Source organism: Ruegeria sp. AL11 (assembly GCF_056540865.1).
Map to the genome: position 1 here is coordinate 95,379 of NZ_JBQFXO010000003.1, position 15,309 is coordinate 110,687.

The window sequence follows — 15,309 nt, forward strand, 5'->3', positions numbered from 1 at the left end:
TCTCCGACGTTGATGTTGGAGAGCGAATCCCTGCTTCATCTGGCTAAAAATATCCCGGAGCGCGAGGCAGAGCCTCGCAAACTCCTAGCCTGCCAAAGACGGCAAGTAGAGAACGATGCCCGGAAATGCCACAAGAAGCGCAATGGTGGCCGCGTCTGCCAGGAAGAACGGGGTGACCCCCTTGAAGACGTCCTGAACACTCAGGTCCGGCCGGACCCCTGCAACTACAAAGCAGTTCAGACCAATGGGTGGCGTGATCAGACAGAATTCAGCCATTTTCACCACCAATATCCCAAACCAGATCGCGCACATTGGGCCGGACATGCCAAAAGCGCTGTCTGCGGCGCTGACGGTTTCACCTCCGTTCAGGGCCATGACGGCGGGGTAGACTACGGGTAAGGTCAGCAGCAACATCCCGATGGCGTCCATGAACATGCCCAACACGGCATAAGCCAGAAGGATGCAGATCAGGATCAGCATCGGCGACATTTCAAGCGAGGTGATCCAATCCGAGAATGCACCCGGAAGGTCTGCAAAGCCCAGGAAACGCACGTAGATCAAAACGCCCCAGATGATCGAGAAGATCATAGCCGTCAGCTTGGCTGTCTCTAGCAGAGCGGATTTGAACTCGGGCCAGCGCATGCCATGAACCAGGGCGAAGCAGAAGACGATGAACGCGCCTATGGCTCCGCCTTCGGTTGGGGTACCCCACGCCTGTTCTCCGAATGGGTTGTAGACGAAACAGATTATGATCAGAATGACGGCGACAATCGGGATCGCCCCGGGAAGTGCTTGGAACCGCTGTTTCCAAGTGAAACCGGTGACAGGAGGGCCAACGGATTTGAACACAACCGCGATACCGACAATGAGCAAGCCATAGATCACGGCAGAAAACGCTCCGGGAATGAAGCCCGCCAGCAGCAGCTTGCCAACGTCCTGTTCAACGATGATGGCATAGATCACAAGGATTGCTGACGGCGGGATCAGCGAGGCCAGCGTCCCCCCAGCAGCGACGACGCCTGCGGCGAAGCGCTTGTTGTAGCCAACGCTCAGCATTTCGGGAATCGCGATACGGGCAAACACAGCCGAGGTGGCGACCGAGGCACCAGAAACGGCGGCAAACCCTGCCGTGGCGAATATGGTGGAGACCGCGAGGCCTCCGGGAACCCAGGCGATCCAGCGTTTGGCTGCTTCGAAAAGCGCGCGCGTCAGGCCTGCGTAATAGGCAAGGTAGCCGATCAGAATGAAGGTCGGGATCAGGCTAAGCGTATGGGCGGCGACCTTTGAATGGGGCACCTGCCCTGCTGTTTTGACGGCGACGGTGAGAGCCTTGCCAAACCGATCGGGGTCATACCCGAACTTGGCCCAGAAAATCCAAACCAAGCCAAAGAGCCCGGCCAGACCTGCTGCAAAGGCCACTCGCATGCCCGTGACAACAAGGACCAGCAGCCCAGCCGTTACCCAAAGGCCGATGTCAATCGTGTCCATCTGCTAGTCCTGCCCTTCGAACTGCTCTGCCTCTGCGGCAGCCTGCGCTGCGGCGTCTTGGATCAAGGGCACCGCCACGGGTGCCTCAAGCCCAAGAACAAAAGCGCGGCCATAGCCCCAGATCTGCAAAACCAGCCGGAGTGACAAGACCGAGAACGCCACCGGGGCCAGCAGTTTCGCGGGCCAAAGCGGAATGCCTATGTCAATTGAGCTGTCGCGGCTCCACAACGGCGCGCCGAAATCAAAGGATCGGTCAAAATGGGACCAACTGCCCCAGACCAATGCCAGCATCAGGACAAGGATCAGGATGACCGAGATTAGCTCGAACAACCACAGCGCCCGTCCGTGCAGACGCGAGATCACAATGTCCATCCGGATATGGCCGCCATCGCGCTGCACGTAAGAGATGCCGAGAAAGGCGATCAGTGGCATCGCCTGTTCGATCCAGTCCACATAGCCGGGCAGCGGCGCGTTCATTGCGTTGCGACCACTAACCGAGACGACGGCCAGGACCATCAGTCCAAAGACGGCTATTCCGCTGATCAAGGCGAGAGCCCGCTCTAACTTCAGCAAGTACTGATCAATCTGGCTGAGGCGGCTGCCATCCTCCAGCACCGTGGCCTGTCCCGCCATTCCGGTGATCCCCTTTGTCAAGAAAGGCCGGGCGCTACGACGCGCCCGGCGAATGCGATCAGTTGCCGCCGCGCTGTTGCGTCAGCGTGGTCTGAACCAGATCGTAGAGGTCCTGCGCTGGCAGGCCCTGCGCGCTCATATCCGCAATCCACTGCTCGCGGATCGGATCGGCGGCCTTGGCGCGGAACTCTTCAATGACCGCGTCGTCGATCATAACCTTCTGCACACCCTTTTCTTCCAGGACGCTATCCCATTGCTCCAGAAGTCCAGCATAGTTAGCCAGATAATGCTCAATGGCCTCATCAATTGAGCTGTCGAGAGCTTCGCGGTGCTCAGGCGACAGCGCTTCATAGGCGTCGATATTGGCAACCACCGGGCAATTCACGGTGCCGGGGTTGAGGTTTGCCGTCCACCAATCCGCTTCATTGATCGTGCCAAAGGACAGGTGCGCGTGCTGCGCGAAGGCGACCGTATCGACCACACCAGATTCCATGGCGTTAAACGCCTCAGTCGCTGGGACAGAGGTTGGGACACCGCCCACGGCCTCAAACGCTTTGCCCAGACCACCTGTCGCGCGAACACGCATGCCTTCGAAAGCGGCCAGGTTATCGCGCGGATCGCCGGTGCCGACCAAATTGTACTGCGGCATGGGCGAGGTCATCAGAATGCGCGCATTCCATTGCGCCATTTCTTCAGCCACCGCTGGGTGATCATAGACCGCATGGCTGACGGCAACCTCTTCTTCCAGATTGTTCACGCCTAGAAACGGCAGCTCCAGCACGGTAATCGCGCGGTTCTTGTCGCGGTGATAACCGGCACAGAACTGCGCAATCTCGAATGCGCCGATCTCGATGCCATCCAGGTTCTCGCGCGGCTTCGACAGGCCGCCATAGCTGACATTGATCGTGAACTCTCCACCGGTTTTTTCCGAGACCAGCTCGGCCAGTTTTTCGACATGTTCAGTAAAGGCGCGGCGCTTGCCCCAGACCGAGGCGTTCCATTCGGTGGCTGCGGCCTCGGACACGAAGGCAACGCCAAGGGCGGCGACGGCGGCACCGCTCAGCATCTTTTTCATAATATCTTCTCCCTTTGATGCGCCCCCTCCCGAGGCGCTTGGAAAGATGCTAGCGCCAACATGTATATGTGCCAACCCCTGCTTCCTGATAGGTGATTTTCAAGCACATCTTTTGACTCTTGTTGTTCGACGACATAGCTGCGGATCACCACGGAAACGCCCCTCTTGGGCCGATCAAAAAAATTACATCTTTACTGTTGTTTTTTAACGTTATTTTTCAGTACGTCGAAATTTTTTGACTAATTTACTTCGTTCGGAAAAATTTCTTTACAAACAAATCCAAGGAATACGGCAATTTATTTCATTATTTTCTGAACCCGGCCATACTTCGATTGGGGAGGAACGGGATCGACAATGCTCAAATAACGGGCAAGAGACGTCCCATAGTTATCCAGCCTAGAGGGAGGAGCCTCAACATGACCACCGCTGCCCAGGCAGATGCCAAGACCTATCCGCCAACCGCAGAGACCGTTGAGCGGGCGCATGTCGATGCCGCGAAATATGAAGAGATGTATGCCGCATCGGTTAGCGACCCGGACGCGTTCTGGGGCGAACACGGCAAGCGGATCGACTGGATCAAGCCCTTTACGCAGGTCAAGGATGTCAACTACGATTTCGGCTCGGTCAAGATCAACTGGTATGCCGATGGTACTCTGAACGTCTCGGCCAACTGCCTGGATCGCCATCTGGAAACCCGCGGCGATCAGACCGCAATCATCTGGGAACCTGATGATCCAAATGACGCGGCCCAGCACATCACCTATGCCGAGTTGCACCGCCGCACCTGCCGCATGGCCAATATTCTGGAATCGATGGGCGTTCGTAAAGGTGATCGCGTCATCATCTACCTTCCGATGATCCCCGAAGCCGCCTATGCCATGCTGGCCTGCGCGCGCATCGGTGCAATTCACTCGATCGTTTTTGCAGGCTTCTCGCCTGACGCTCTGGCGGCCCGTGTTAACGGTTGCGACGCCAAAGTCGTCATCACAGCAGATGAAGCCCCTCGAGGCGGCCGTAAAACACCGCTGAAATCGAACGCAGACGCGGCGCTGCTGCACTGCAAGGACAGCGTGAAATGCCTGGTCGTCAAACGCACGGGTGGTCAGACCACTTGGATTGATGGACGTGACTACGACTACAACGAAATGGCGCTTGAGGCCGATGACTATTGCGCCCCAGCCGAGATGAGCGCGGAAGACCCGCTGTTCATTCTTTACACGTCGGGTTCGACCGGCCAGCCCAAGGGTGTGGTTCACACTACCGGCGGCTATCTGGTCTATGCCGCAATGACCCATGAGATCACCTTCGACTATCATGAAGGCGATGTGTACTGGTGTACGGCAGACGTGGGTTGGGTCACTGGCCACAGCTATATCGTTTATGGTCCGCTGGCCAATGGTGCCACAACCCTGATGTTCGAAGGCGTGCCGACCTACCCGGATGCAGGCCGCTTCTGGGAAGTTTGCGCCAAGCACAAGGTCAACCAGTTCTACACGGCCCCAACCGCGATCCGAGCCCTGATGGGACAGGGAAGTGGGTGGGTCGAAAAACACGACCTCAGCGACCTCAAAGTTCTGGGCACCGTGGGTGAGCCAATTAACCCGGAAGCTTGGAACTGGTACAATGAGGTTGTCGGCAAGGGAAAATGCCCGATCGTCGATACGTGGTGGCAGACTGAAACCGGCGGTCACCTGATGACCCCCCTGCCCGGCGCACATGCGATGAAGCCCGGCTCGGCGATGAAACCGTTCTTTGGCATCGAGCCAGTGGTTTTGGACCCGCAATCTGGCGTCGAGATCGAAGGCAACGGTGTCGAAGGTGTACTGTGCATCAAGGACAGCTGGCCCGGCCAGATGCGCACCGTATGGGGCGATCATGAACGGTTCGAAAAGACCTATTTCTCGGACTACAAAGGCTACTACTTCACCGGTGACGGCTGCCGTCGCGACGAAGGTGGTGACTACTGGATCACTGGCCGCGTCGATGACGTGATCAACGTCTCGGGCCACCGTATGGGTACTGCTGAAGTCGAAAGCGCGCTTGTGGCGCATGCCGCAGTGGCCGAGGCTGCCGTAGTGGGCTATCCCCATGAAATCAAAGGGCAAGGCATCTATTGCTATGTCACTCTTATGAATGACCGAGAGCCTTCGGATGAGCTGCTCAAAGAGCTGCGCACCTGGGTTCGGACCGAGATCGGCCCGATCGCCTCGCCTGACGTCATTCAGTGGTCCCCAGGCCTGCCCAAAACACGCTCGGGCAAAATCATGCGCCGCATCCTGCGCAAGATCGCCGAGAACGACTTTGGCTCGCTGGGCGATACGTCCACTCTGGCCGATCCGTCAGTTGTCGACGACCTGATTGCAAACCGAGCGAATAAGTGAGGGCATGATGGACGCTGCGACCATGACAACTCCTGCTGTTCTCATCCTTCTCGGCCCTCCGGGCGCCGGGAAAGGCACTCAGGCGCGCATGCTGGAAGACAAGTTCGGGCTGGTGCAACTCAGCACCGGTGACCTTCTGCGTGCGGCTGTTGCCGCAGGTACGGATGCCGGAAAGGCCGCGAAAGCGGTGATGGAGGCCGGTGAACTGGTCAGCGACCAGATCGTCATCGACATCCTGCGTGACCGTATGGCTGAACCCGACTGTGCCAAGGGGGTCATTCTCGATGGCTTCCCCCGCACCACCGTTCAGGCCGAGGCGCTGGATGGTCTTCTGGCGGAAAAGGACCAGAAGATCAGCGCCGCGATCAGCCTTGAGGTTGAGGATGCGGAAATGGTGATCCGGATCTCGGGCCGCTACACCTGCGCCGGTTGCGGTGAAGGCTACCATGACACGTTCAAGAAACCGTCGGTCGACGGCACTTGCGACAATTGCGGTGGGACCGAGTTCAAGCGCCGGGCAGATGACAACGCGGAAACCGTTGCCTCACGCCTCAGCGCCTATCACGCACAGACAGCCCCACTGATCACCTATTACGACGGTCAGAGCGTTCTGAAGCGGACGAACGCCATGGGCAAGATTGAAGACATCGCGCGCGACCTGGAGGACATCGTCGCCAGCGCGGTGAACTAAGGGAGGGAGACAGGCCGTAAGACCTTGATCCTTAAACAGAATACTTCGATGCACCGCCTTGGCGGAACAGAGGAGTTTTGTCAGATGCCACGGGGTATCTGTCACATTCGAGAAGCGGTCCGGCGCGCTGGAGGAACGAAGCAAAGGACCGCCCAACGAGGAAGCGAAGGAGGAACCCGCAATGGCGGATCAATCTACCAACTCCGCGCAGACTGCCGAAGCCGATAAGGGCTATTGGCAGGCCAACCTGCGCCTCATCTACATCAGCCTCGCGATCTGGGCGCTGGTGTCGTTTGGATTCGGCATCCTGCTGCGTCCGCTGCTGTCCGGCATTTCTGTTGGCGGTACCGATCTGGGCTTTTGGTTCGCTCAGCAGGGATCAATCTTGGTCTTTCTGGTGCTGATCTTCAACTACGCCTGGCGCATGAACAAGCTAGACGCCGAACACGGCGTAGACGAAGAGTAAGGGAGAGCGGGGACAATGGATCAGTTTACCATCAACCTGCTGTTTGTTGGCGCATCCTTCGCGCTATACATCGGCATCGCGATCTGGGCCCGTGCGGGTTCCACATCTGAATTCTACGCTGCTGGTCGCGGCGTTCACCCGGTCACCAACGGTATGGCGACAGCGGCGGACTGGATGTCTGCGGCCTCGTTCATCTCGATGGCGGGCCTCATCGCCTTTACCGGCTATGACAACTCGACCTTCCTGATGGGTTGGACCGGTGGCTACGTGCTGCTGGCTCTGCTGCTTGCGCCCTACCTGCGTAAGTTCGGCAAATACACCGTCTCGGAATTCATCGGCGACCGTTTCTACAGCCAGACTGCACGCGTTGTCGCCGTGATCTGTCTGATCGTTGCATCGGTGACCTACGTGATCGGTCAGATGACCGGCGTTGGCGTGGCCTTTGGCCGCTTCCTTGAGGTTTCGAACACTTCCGGTCTGCTGATCGGTGCCTGTGTCGTGTTTGCATACGCGGTGTTTGGCGGGATGAAGGGTGTGACCTACACCCAGGTTGCTCAGTACTGCGTGCTGATCACAGCCTACACCATCCCGGCGATCTTCATCTCGCTGCAGCTGACCGGCACTCCGATCCCTGCACTGGGTCTGTTTGGCGACACCGCAAGTGGTGAGCCGCTGCTGACCAAGCTGGACGCGATCGTGACCGAACTGGGCTTTGCCGAGTATACGGCGCACCACTCGAACACGCTGAACATGGTGCTGTTCACACTGTCGCTGATGATCGGTACCGCCGGTCTGCCGCACGTGATCATGCGCTTCTTCACCGTGCCGAAAGTGTCTGACGCCCGCTGGTCCGCTGGCTGGACGCTGGTCTTCATTGCTCTGCTGTACCTGACCGCCCCTGCGGTTGGCGCAATGGCGCGTCTGAACATCACCGACATGATGTGGCCCAACGGTGGCATCGAAGGCGGCGCAGTTTCGGTCGAAGCAATCGATACCGATCCGCGTTATGACTGGATGCAGACGTGGCAGAAAACCGGTCTGCTGGACTGGGAAGACAAGAACGGCGACGGCAAGATCCAGTACTATAACGACAAGTCCGAAGCGATGACTGCGATCGCGGAAGAAAAAGGCTGGGTCGGAAACGAGCTGACCAAGTTCAACCGTGACATCCTGGTTCTGGCCAACCCCGAAATCGCCAACCTGCCGGGTTGGGTGATCGGTCTGGTCGCTGCCGGTGGTCTTGCGGCTGCTCTGTCGACCGCTGCGGGCCTGTTGCTGGCGATCTCGTCGGCGGTGTCCCACGACCTTGTCAAAGGTGCGATCAATCCGCAGATCTCGGAAAAAGGTGAACTGCTGGCCGCGCGTATCGCAATGGCCGTAGCCATCCTGGTTGCAACCTATCTGGGTCTGAACCCACCGGGCTTTGCGGCACAGACCGTGGCCTTGGCCTTTGGTCTGGCGGCTGCCTCGATCTTCCCGGCGCTGATGATGGGGATCTTCTCGACCCGCATCAACAACACCGGCGCGGTTGCTGGTATGCTGGCTGGTCTGGTTGTCACTCTGGTCTATATCTTCCTGCACAAGGGCTGGTTGTTCATTCCTGGCACCAACTCGTTCACCGATGCTGATCCGCTTCTGGGTCCGATCAAGTCGACCTCGTTCGGCGCCATCGGTGCAATGATCAACTTCGCAGTTGCGTATGTTGTTGCCGGCATGACCAAAGAGACTCCGCAGGAGATCAAAGATCTGGTCGAAAGCGTACGCATTCCCCGTGGTGCGGGTGCAGCTCAGAACAAATGAGCCTGATGCGGCCTGAGGTTCTTGCCAATGGCCGCGTCTTTCGATCCACTACTCCCGTCCGGCACACCACCGGGCGGGATTTTTGTTCCACGGAGTTTTTAGATGCCCCTGTCCCATGACCAGATCACCCGGTTTCTGGAATCCGTACATCCCTATGACGCCCTGCCCGCCGACGTGCTGGATGAGGTCGCAAAACAGATCGAGGTCTGGGAGGTAGATGAGGATTACCCTGTTTACGATCTCGGCCACAAACTACCCGGCGTATTCGTGATCTATGAAGGACAGGTTGAAATCACGGATGAGAACGACGAGGTCGTTTCGCATCTGGGCTTGCGCAATTCCTTTGGTGAACGCGGGCTGCTGAAAGACGGGAAAGCCGCGACCAAGGCGCGCGCCCATACTCCATCTGTGCTGATCGTACTGCCGCCTGAATTGGTGCGAGAGTTGATCGACAACCACGATGTGGTCTCGAAATTCTTCGATCGCTCGCGCGGAGGCCGCAGCGGTCCGCAGAGTTTGGCGACCAGTGCCATTGATGTCCTGATGGCACACAATCCGGCCACCTGCCCGCCTGCGACCCCGGTTCGCGACGCCGCGCGCCTGATGCGCGACAAAGGGATTTCATCGCTATGCGTAACAGAGGCCGACGATCTGGTAGGCATCGCCACCTTGCGTGACATCTCAGGCAAGTTTGTTGCCGATGCGATGCCCACGGATACTCCAATCTCACAGATTATGACGCCGAACCCAACCACCCTTTCACCTTCGGATATCGGGTCCGACGTGCTGCACGTCATGATGGAGCGCGGGATCGGCCACATCCCGATTTGCGAGGGCGGACGTCTGGTCGGGGTCGTTACGCAGACAGACCTGACCCATTATCAGGCCGTGAACTCGGCCGAACTTGTTCGCCGAATTGCCCATGCCGACACTGCCGAGGAAATGGCCAAGGTCACGGCAGAAATCCCCCAGCTGCTGGTGCAGCTGGTTGCGGGTGGCAACCGGCATGAAATCGTAACACGGCTGATCACGGATATCGCCGACACTGCCACGCGTCGGCTGCTGAGTCTTGCTGAAGCCAAACTGGGGCAGCCGCCGGTGCCATACCTGTGGCTGGCCTGCGGATCGCAAGGACGACAGGAGCAGACAGGTGTGTCCGATCAGGACAACTGCCTGATACTGGACGATGCGGTGACCGAAGATGACATGGCCTATTTCACGCAACTGGCCAAACATGTCTCGGACGGGCTGGATACCTGCGGCTATTTCTACTGCCCCGGTGACATGATGGCGACCAATCCGCGCTGGTGTCAGCCGCTGCATGTCTGGCGCGACTATTTCAAGGGGTGGATCGCAAAACCGAACCCCGAAGCGCAGATGCTGGCCTCGGTCATGTTTGACCTACGCCCTATCGGCGGCTCGTTCGAGCTGTTCGCCGATCTTCAAGCCGACACGCTGAACGCAGCCAATGCGAATTCGATTTTCGTCGCGCATATGATCTCGAATTCGCTGAAACACACCCCGCCTTTGGGGCTGTTGCGTGGGTTTGCCACCATCCGCTCGGGCGAGCATCGCAATACGCTGGATCTGAAACATAATGGCGTGGTTCCGGTTGTTGATCTGGCGCGGATTTACAGCCTGCAGGGCAAACTGCCCGAGGCCAATACACGCGCCCGCCTAAAAACCGCCGAGGCCGCAGGTGTCCTCAGCCCATCAGGTGCACGCGATTTGCTGGATGCCTATGATCTGATTGCGGAAACCCGGCTGGAACATCAGGTCGCACTGGTCAAATCCGGGGAAAAACCCGACAATTACCTGCCACCTACAAACCTGTCGGACTTTGAGCGCAGCCACCTGAGGGACGCGTTTGTGGTTGTGAAAACCATGCAATCCGCAGTTGGTCATGGCAAGGGAATGCTGGGTTAAAAACGTGAGATCAGGATCGCCCTCGGCGACCGTATTTGAATTGAAAAGACTGGGCGAGGAACGCCCGAAGGGTGGAGAAGACCAATGTTTCTGGAATTGATCGGTACGATATTTGCGGGCTTTGCCTTTGCCGGGATCGTGCTGGTGCTGAACAAGCTGACCGGCGGGCGGTTGCCCCGGTGGGCAACGCCGGTTGCTGCGGGGCTGGGCATGATCGGGATGACGATCGCCAGCGAATACTCGTGGTACGACCGCACCCGCGAGACGCTGCCGAACAGTGTCAGCATCATCCAAGAGGTCGAAAGCCGCGCGATTTACCGCCCCTGGACCTATGCCGTGCCTTTCGTGGACAGGTTCGCGGCCATCGACACAGACTCGGTGCGCAAGAACGAACAAGTTCCGGATGAACGGCTGGTCGAGCTCTATTTCTTTGGCCGCTGGGCGCCGGTCTCGAAGGTCCCTGTGGTCGTAAACTGCGCCGAAAACCTGCGGGCTAATCTGGCCGACGGGGCCGAGTTTGGCGATGACGGCCGCGTTCTGAATGCCGACTGGATCAAGGCCGGAACCGGCGATCCCATCATTGAGGCCACCTGCGGAGTCTGATCATGCTGACCAAGTTGAGCCTGCGTCTGAGAATCTTTCTGTTCTTCTGCCTGTTAGCGGCGGGTGGGCTGGCGGTCAGCGCTCTGGCGCTTTGGTTCAGCTATGCCCGCGAGGGCAACCCCGCCCTGTTCGACCCGTTCCTTTTTGCCGGGATCGTAATTGCCTTTGGGCTGTTGGCTCTGATCGCCGGTGTCTGGTTGCTGTTTGACGACAATGTCGCAAAACCGATTGAGCGTCTGTCTGCCGAATTGCGCGCGCGCGCTCATGCCGGGGTTAGCAGCAATATGGATGTGCAGACGGCAAAATACCTGGGCGACCTTGCCCCGGCCGCCGCTGGGCTGGCGGATCAGCTGTCGCACAAGACGCTCAGCGTGGCCGAAGCTGTCGCATCCGAGACTGCTCAGCTGGCTGCCGAAAAGAACCGGCTCACCGCCCTGTTGACCGAAATCCCGGTCGCCATGTTGCTGGCCAGCCCGAACCACAAGATCGTCCTCTATGATGCGCAAGCGGCCGAGGTTCTAGCCCAGATCGCACATCCCCGTCTGAATGCCGCGCTTGAGGATTATCTACAGCCTGACGCGCTGTATGCCGCCTATTCGAAACTGGTCAAAACCGGTCAGGACGTCACCTGTACGTTGACCAGTATCGACGGAGCTCAGAGCTATTCCGCGCGCGTTAAACCTTTGGGAGATGCGCCCGGATACATGCTGATTTTCGACGACAGCGCTGCGCAGATCGCCCCGGACGCGGCGCGCCCTCTGGTCTATGATTTCGACCTGTTGAACGTGCCCGCCTCGGGTAGTTTCGAGGCCCAAACGATTGAAGATCTTTGCTTTGTGGTCTTTGACACCGAAACCACCGGCCTGTTGCCGCACAAGGACGAGATCGTTCAGATCGGCGCCGTCCGGGTCGTTAAAGGTCGCATCGTCGATGGCGAGCGGATCGACATGCTGGTCAATCCCGGCATCCCGATCCCAGCGGCCTCTACCAAGGTTCACAAGGTTAGCGACCAGATGGTGCAAGGCGCGCCTGAGATTGGTGAAGCTGGCCGCATCTTTCATCAATTCGCACGGGACGCCGTGATTGTTGCCCATAATGCGCCATTCGACATGGCATTCCTACGCCGTCACGCCAGTCGGATGGGTGTTGAATGGGACCACCCAATTCTGGACACTGTGCTTCTGTCTGCTGTCCTGTTTGGCGCCAGCGAGACGCATACACTGGATGCGCTATGTGACCGTTTGGACGTAGAAATTCCCGAAGCGCTCCGCCACACGGCGCTGGGGGATGCGGTGGCCACGGCTGAGGCGCTAGTGCGGATGCTACCCATGCTGAAAGCGCGGGATATCACCACTTTCGGCGCAATCATCACCGAAACCCGCAAACATGGTCGCTTGTTGGAGGACCTGAACTGACCTAGTTTTTCAACGTGATGAACCAAAGTTACCATGGACAATACGGAACGGTCATGGCACCTGACGATCGGGCAGAGAACAGATGTGCAATGACCGAGAAGACTTTTATCCCGACCCCTGATCAAAACACCGCGTTTCGTGAAGCGCTGGGGTGTTTCGGGACAGGTGTTACGGTCGTCACTACACAGACGGCACTTGGGCCGCGCGCGATCACCGTGAACTCCTTCACCTCGGTTTCACTGGACCCTCCGCTGGTGTTGTGGTGTTTGGCCAAGGAATCCAACCGGTTCGGCGCGTTTTCGGACTGCCTGCACTACTCCATCCATGTCATGGCACAAGAGCAGCAGGACCAAAGTCTGCGGTTCGCGCGGGACGGAGAAGATTTCTCTCACGCAGACTGGAGCGCGGATGATATGGGCCGGCCGCAACTGGCCGATTGCCTCGCGCGGTTTGACTGTCATCTGCATGCCTGCCACGAAGCGGGCGACCACCTGATCATGGTTGGCCATGTGGATCAGGTCATGTACCGCACGGGTCAGGGCCTGATCTTCAAACGCGGTCAGTTCGGCGGATTCGTCGACCTTATCTGACGATCCTCAGTCGTCAAGCGAGCCATGAACCGCCAGCGCCTCAAGCTGCGTTTCTTGCGGGGTGATCACGCGGAACGCTTCGTGCACGCCGCTTTCGGTCAATTCACGCGCAACGGTCAATAGCGTATTGGCAGGGTGTTCGTCGCATAGCTCGGACATATGATCTATCTCCGCTTGCGCCACGCCCATCGCGGCCTCGACCGATGGTGCACCGTAGAATTTCACGAAATGCTCAGCCAGATATTCAACGATCTGCTCCTTTTCAGCCGGTTCGATCTGGGTGACGGCCACAAAGGTCACACGCCCGAAGGTCTCTAACCCCAGCCAGCCATTGGCAAAGGCCTGACGGGCCTTGCCTTCCAAGTCTCCCTGCCCCCAGTTCGAAAACTCAAACCCGCCCGAGATACACCATTCCCCCGTGCGCGCGGGCGAGTGGAACACGTTCATGTCGCTTTCGTCGAAATGTATCGCGCGGGCCAGTTTCATCAGGTCGCCTCCAATAGGTTTGTGAGCGGTCGCAGGTGGGTCTCATCCTTGTCGCGGATCAACATGCCGAACCGCTCATCCGTGCCAAGGAACACGCCCTGCCCCGCGATCGGTTCTCCGACGCCGCGCAGAAGACCCAACCATTCGCCGTGTAGCGGCGCGTTGCCGTCCTCGGACCAGCGGTTGAGCCATGTCAGCATATGGCGCGACCAGCTTTCCACCAGTTGGGTTGCCGAAACCTCGGCGCAGCCCTCATCATAAAGCGCGGTGACGTCCGGCGTATGGCCGGGCGCGTCGCTGGTTTGCAGGAGTACCAACTCCCACCCGACGACCAGCCAGTCGGGTAACTGATCGGGATCGCTGGTCGACGCGGCAACATGGAACTGCCCGCATTTCGCACCGTTCACGCAGATCAGGCCATCCCAACCCAGATGCACCGCCACTTCTGGCGGTGCCAAGGCGCCTAGTGCGTTCTGAAACCCGACAGCACAGAGCGGCAGCATCGCCATGGCGTCCTGCAAGGCGACCTCGGGTGCAAATACGATGGCCGCACGCAGGCGATCGGCCTGAATATTGTACACGACCGAACCGGAATCGCAGCCCAGCGCCGCCATGGCCTGGGCCTTTTCGAACGGGTCTTCCCCACCCTTGGCGGGGTGACCTGTTAGCAAGGGGGGAAAGACCGGCTCGCTCATGCGTTGCCTTTGGCGATCAGGTCGCGCGCGATCTTGCGGAACGCGTCGGCCTGTGGGCTGTCGGGCTTGCTGACCACGATGGGCGCACCCCCGTCCGCGGCCATCCGGATATCCAGATGCAGCGGGATTTCACCCAAGAGCGGCACACCTAGAGCCTCGGCCTCGGAGGCGACACCGCCATGGCCAAAGATATGTTCCTCGTGCCCGCAGTTGGAACAGATATGGGTCGACATGTTTTCGATCATACCGAAGATCGGCGTCTTGAGCTGGTTGAACATGTCGATCCCCTTGCGGGCGTCGATCAGCGCCACGTCCTGCGGGGTTGAGACTACGATGGCCCCATCCACCTGGAACTTCTGGCTAAGCGTCAGTTGCACGTCACCAGTGCCCGGCGGCAAGTCAACGATCAGCACGTCCAGAGCACCCCACTGCACTTGGTTCATCATCTGCTGCAGCGCACCCATCAACATGGGGCCACGCCAAACAACCGCCTGCCCTTCGTTGGTCATCAGGCCCATCGACATGATGGTCACGCCATGATTGCGCAGCGGCAGGATGGTCTTGCCATCCGGGCTCGCTGGGCGTCCCGAGACACCCAGCATCCGAGGCTGCGAGGGCCCGTAAACATCCGCGTCCAGCAGCCCGACACGCCGCCCCTCGGCTGCCAAAGCACAAGCGAGGTTCGCGGATACGGTCGATTTGCCAACCCCACCCTTGCCCGAAGCAACGGCGATAATCCGATCCACACCGGGAACCGCCTGCGGACCGGTCTGAGAGGGCTTTGGTTTCGGCTTCAAATCCGGCGGAGCCTTGTCGGAATGCGCGGTCAACATGGCCGACACTTTCGAAACCCCTTCGACCATCTGCGCAGCCTGCTCAGCGGCGGCGCGCACCGACTCCATCCGCTCGGCCTGTTTGGGGTCGATCTCAAGTACGAAGCGCACGGTATCGCCTTCGACATTCAGGGCGCGCACGACGCCCGCGCTGACGATATCCTGACCGGAAACCGGGTCTGTGATCTTTTTCAGGTTCGCAAGAACCGCGTCACGGACACTCATGC

General features: G+C 58.9%; 14 protein-coding genes. 8 read left to right on the plus strand and 6 right to left on the minus strand.

Annotated features, from left to right (window positions below; genetic code table 11):
- Positions 1–84: 84 nt before the first annotated feature.
- The 3 genes from ACR0IP_RS06125 to dctP are packed head-to-tail and all read right to left on the minus strand — an operon-like array spanning position 85 to position 3,196.
- Positions 85–1,488, minus strand: a complete 1,404-nt coding sequence (locus ACR0IP_RS06125) for a TRAP transporter large permease (RefSeq protein ID WP_170376654.1) — start codon at positions 1,486–1,488, stop codon at positions 85–87.
- Positions 1,489–1,491: 3 nt separating this feature from the next.
- The gene (locus ACR0IP_RS06130; protein ID WP_480524438.1) at positions 1,492–2,121 is read right to left on the minus strand and encodes a TRAP transporter small permease subunit; all 630 of its coding nucleotides are present in this window, start codon (positions 2,119–2,121) and stop codon (positions 1,492–1,494) included.
- Positions 2,122–2,179: 58 nt separating this feature from the next.
- Positions 2,180–3,196, minus strand: coding sequence for a TRAP transporter substrate-binding protein DctP (gene dctP / locus ACR0IP_RS06135; RefSeq protein ID WP_170689997.1), 1,017 nt, complete (start codon positions 3,194–3,196; stop codon positions 2,180–2,182).
- Between the two features lie 416 nt (positions 3,197–3,612).
- Between dctP and acs the strand changes: the two genes are divergently transcribed.
- The 8 genes from acs to ACR0IP_RS06175 all read left to right on the plus strand — a co-directional run bounded on the left by acs (position 3,613) and on the right by ACR0IP_RS06175 (position 13,068).
- Positions 3,613–5,577, plus strand: coding sequence for an acetate--CoA ligase (acs, locus tag ACR0IP_RS06140; protein WP_480524439.1), 1,965 nt, complete (start codon positions 3,613–3,615; stop codon positions 5,575–5,577).
- Positions 5,578–5,584: 7 nt separating this feature from the next.
- Positions 5,585–6,268 carry an adenylate kinase gene (locus ACR0IP_RS06145; protein WP_170376643.1) on the plus strand — a complete coding sequence of 228 codons (684 nt, stop codon included), beginning with the start codon at positions 5,585–5,587 and terminating at the stop codon, positions 6,266–6,268.
- Between the two features lie 181 nt (positions 6,269–6,449).
- A complete protein-coding gene (locus ACR0IP_RS06150; RefSeq protein ID WP_170376639.1) occupies positions 6,450–6,734 on the plus strand; it encodes a DUF4212 domain-containing protein in 285 nt (94 codons plus the stop codon).
- Between the two features lie 15 nt (positions 6,735–6,749).
- Positions 6,750–8,534, plus strand: coding sequence for a sodium:solute symporter family protein (locus ACR0IP_RS06155; RefSeq protein ID WP_170376637.1), 1,785 nt, complete (start codon positions 6,750–6,752; stop codon positions 8,532–8,534).
- Between the two features lie 102 nt (positions 8,535–8,636).
- Positions 8,637–10,460 carry a DUF294 nucleotidyltransferase-like domain-containing protein gene (locus ACR0IP_RS06160; RefSeq protein ID WP_480524442.1) on the plus strand — a complete coding sequence of 608 codons (1,824 nt, stop codon included), beginning with the start codon at positions 8,637–8,639 and terminating at the stop codon, positions 10,458–10,460.
- A gap of 84 nt (positions 10,461–10,544) precedes the next feature.
- The gene (locus ACR0IP_RS06165; RefSeq protein ID WP_480524444.1) at positions 10,545–11,063 is read left to right on the plus strand and encodes a hypothetical protein; all 519 of its coding nucleotides are present in this window, start codon (positions 10,545–10,547) and stop codon (positions 11,061–11,063) included.
- Between the two features lie 2 nt (positions 11,064–11,065).
- On the plus strand, positions 11,066–12,478 hold the full coding sequence (locus tag ACR0IP_RS06170; protein ID WP_480524445.1) for a 3'-5' exonuclease: 1,413 nt from the start codon (positions 11,066–11,068) through the stop codon (positions 12,476–12,478).
- An 89-nt stretch (positions 12,479–12,567) separates the two neighbouring features.
- Positions 12,568–13,068, plus strand: coding sequence for a flavin reductase family protein (locus ACR0IP_RS06175; protein WP_480524447.1), 501 nt, complete (start codon positions 12,568–12,570; stop codon positions 13,066–13,068).
- A gap of 6 nt (positions 13,069–13,074) precedes the next feature.
- Here ACR0IP_RS06175 and ACR0IP_RS06180 read toward each other — a convergent pair whose 3' ends face one another.
- The 3 genes from ACR0IP_RS06180 to ACR0IP_RS06190 are packed head-to-tail and all read right to left on the minus strand — an operon-like array spanning position 13,075 to position 15,307.
- Entirely contained in the window at positions 13,075–13,554 is a 480-nt protein-coding gene (locus tag ACR0IP_RS06180) for a DUF6505 family protein (RefSeq protein ID WP_170376609.1), read from the minus strand.
- A complete protein-coding gene (locus tag ACR0IP_RS06185; RefSeq protein WP_480524449.1) occupies positions 13,554–14,249 on the minus strand; it encodes a biotin/lipoate--protein ligase family protein in 696 nt (231 codons plus the stop codon). Before ACR0IP_RS06185 ends, ACR0IP_RS06180 begins: the two co-directional genes overlap by 1 nt.
- The gene (locus tag ACR0IP_RS06190) at positions 14,246–15,307 is read right to left on the minus strand and encodes an Mrp/NBP35 family ATP-binding protein (RefSeq protein WP_480524451.1); all 1,062 of its coding nucleotides are present in this window, start codon (positions 15,305–15,307) and stop codon (positions 14,246–14,248) included. The genes ACR0IP_RS06185 and ACR0IP_RS06190 overlap by 4 nt, the downstream gene beginning before the upstream one ends.
- Positions 15,308–15,309 lie beyond the last annotated feature (2 nt).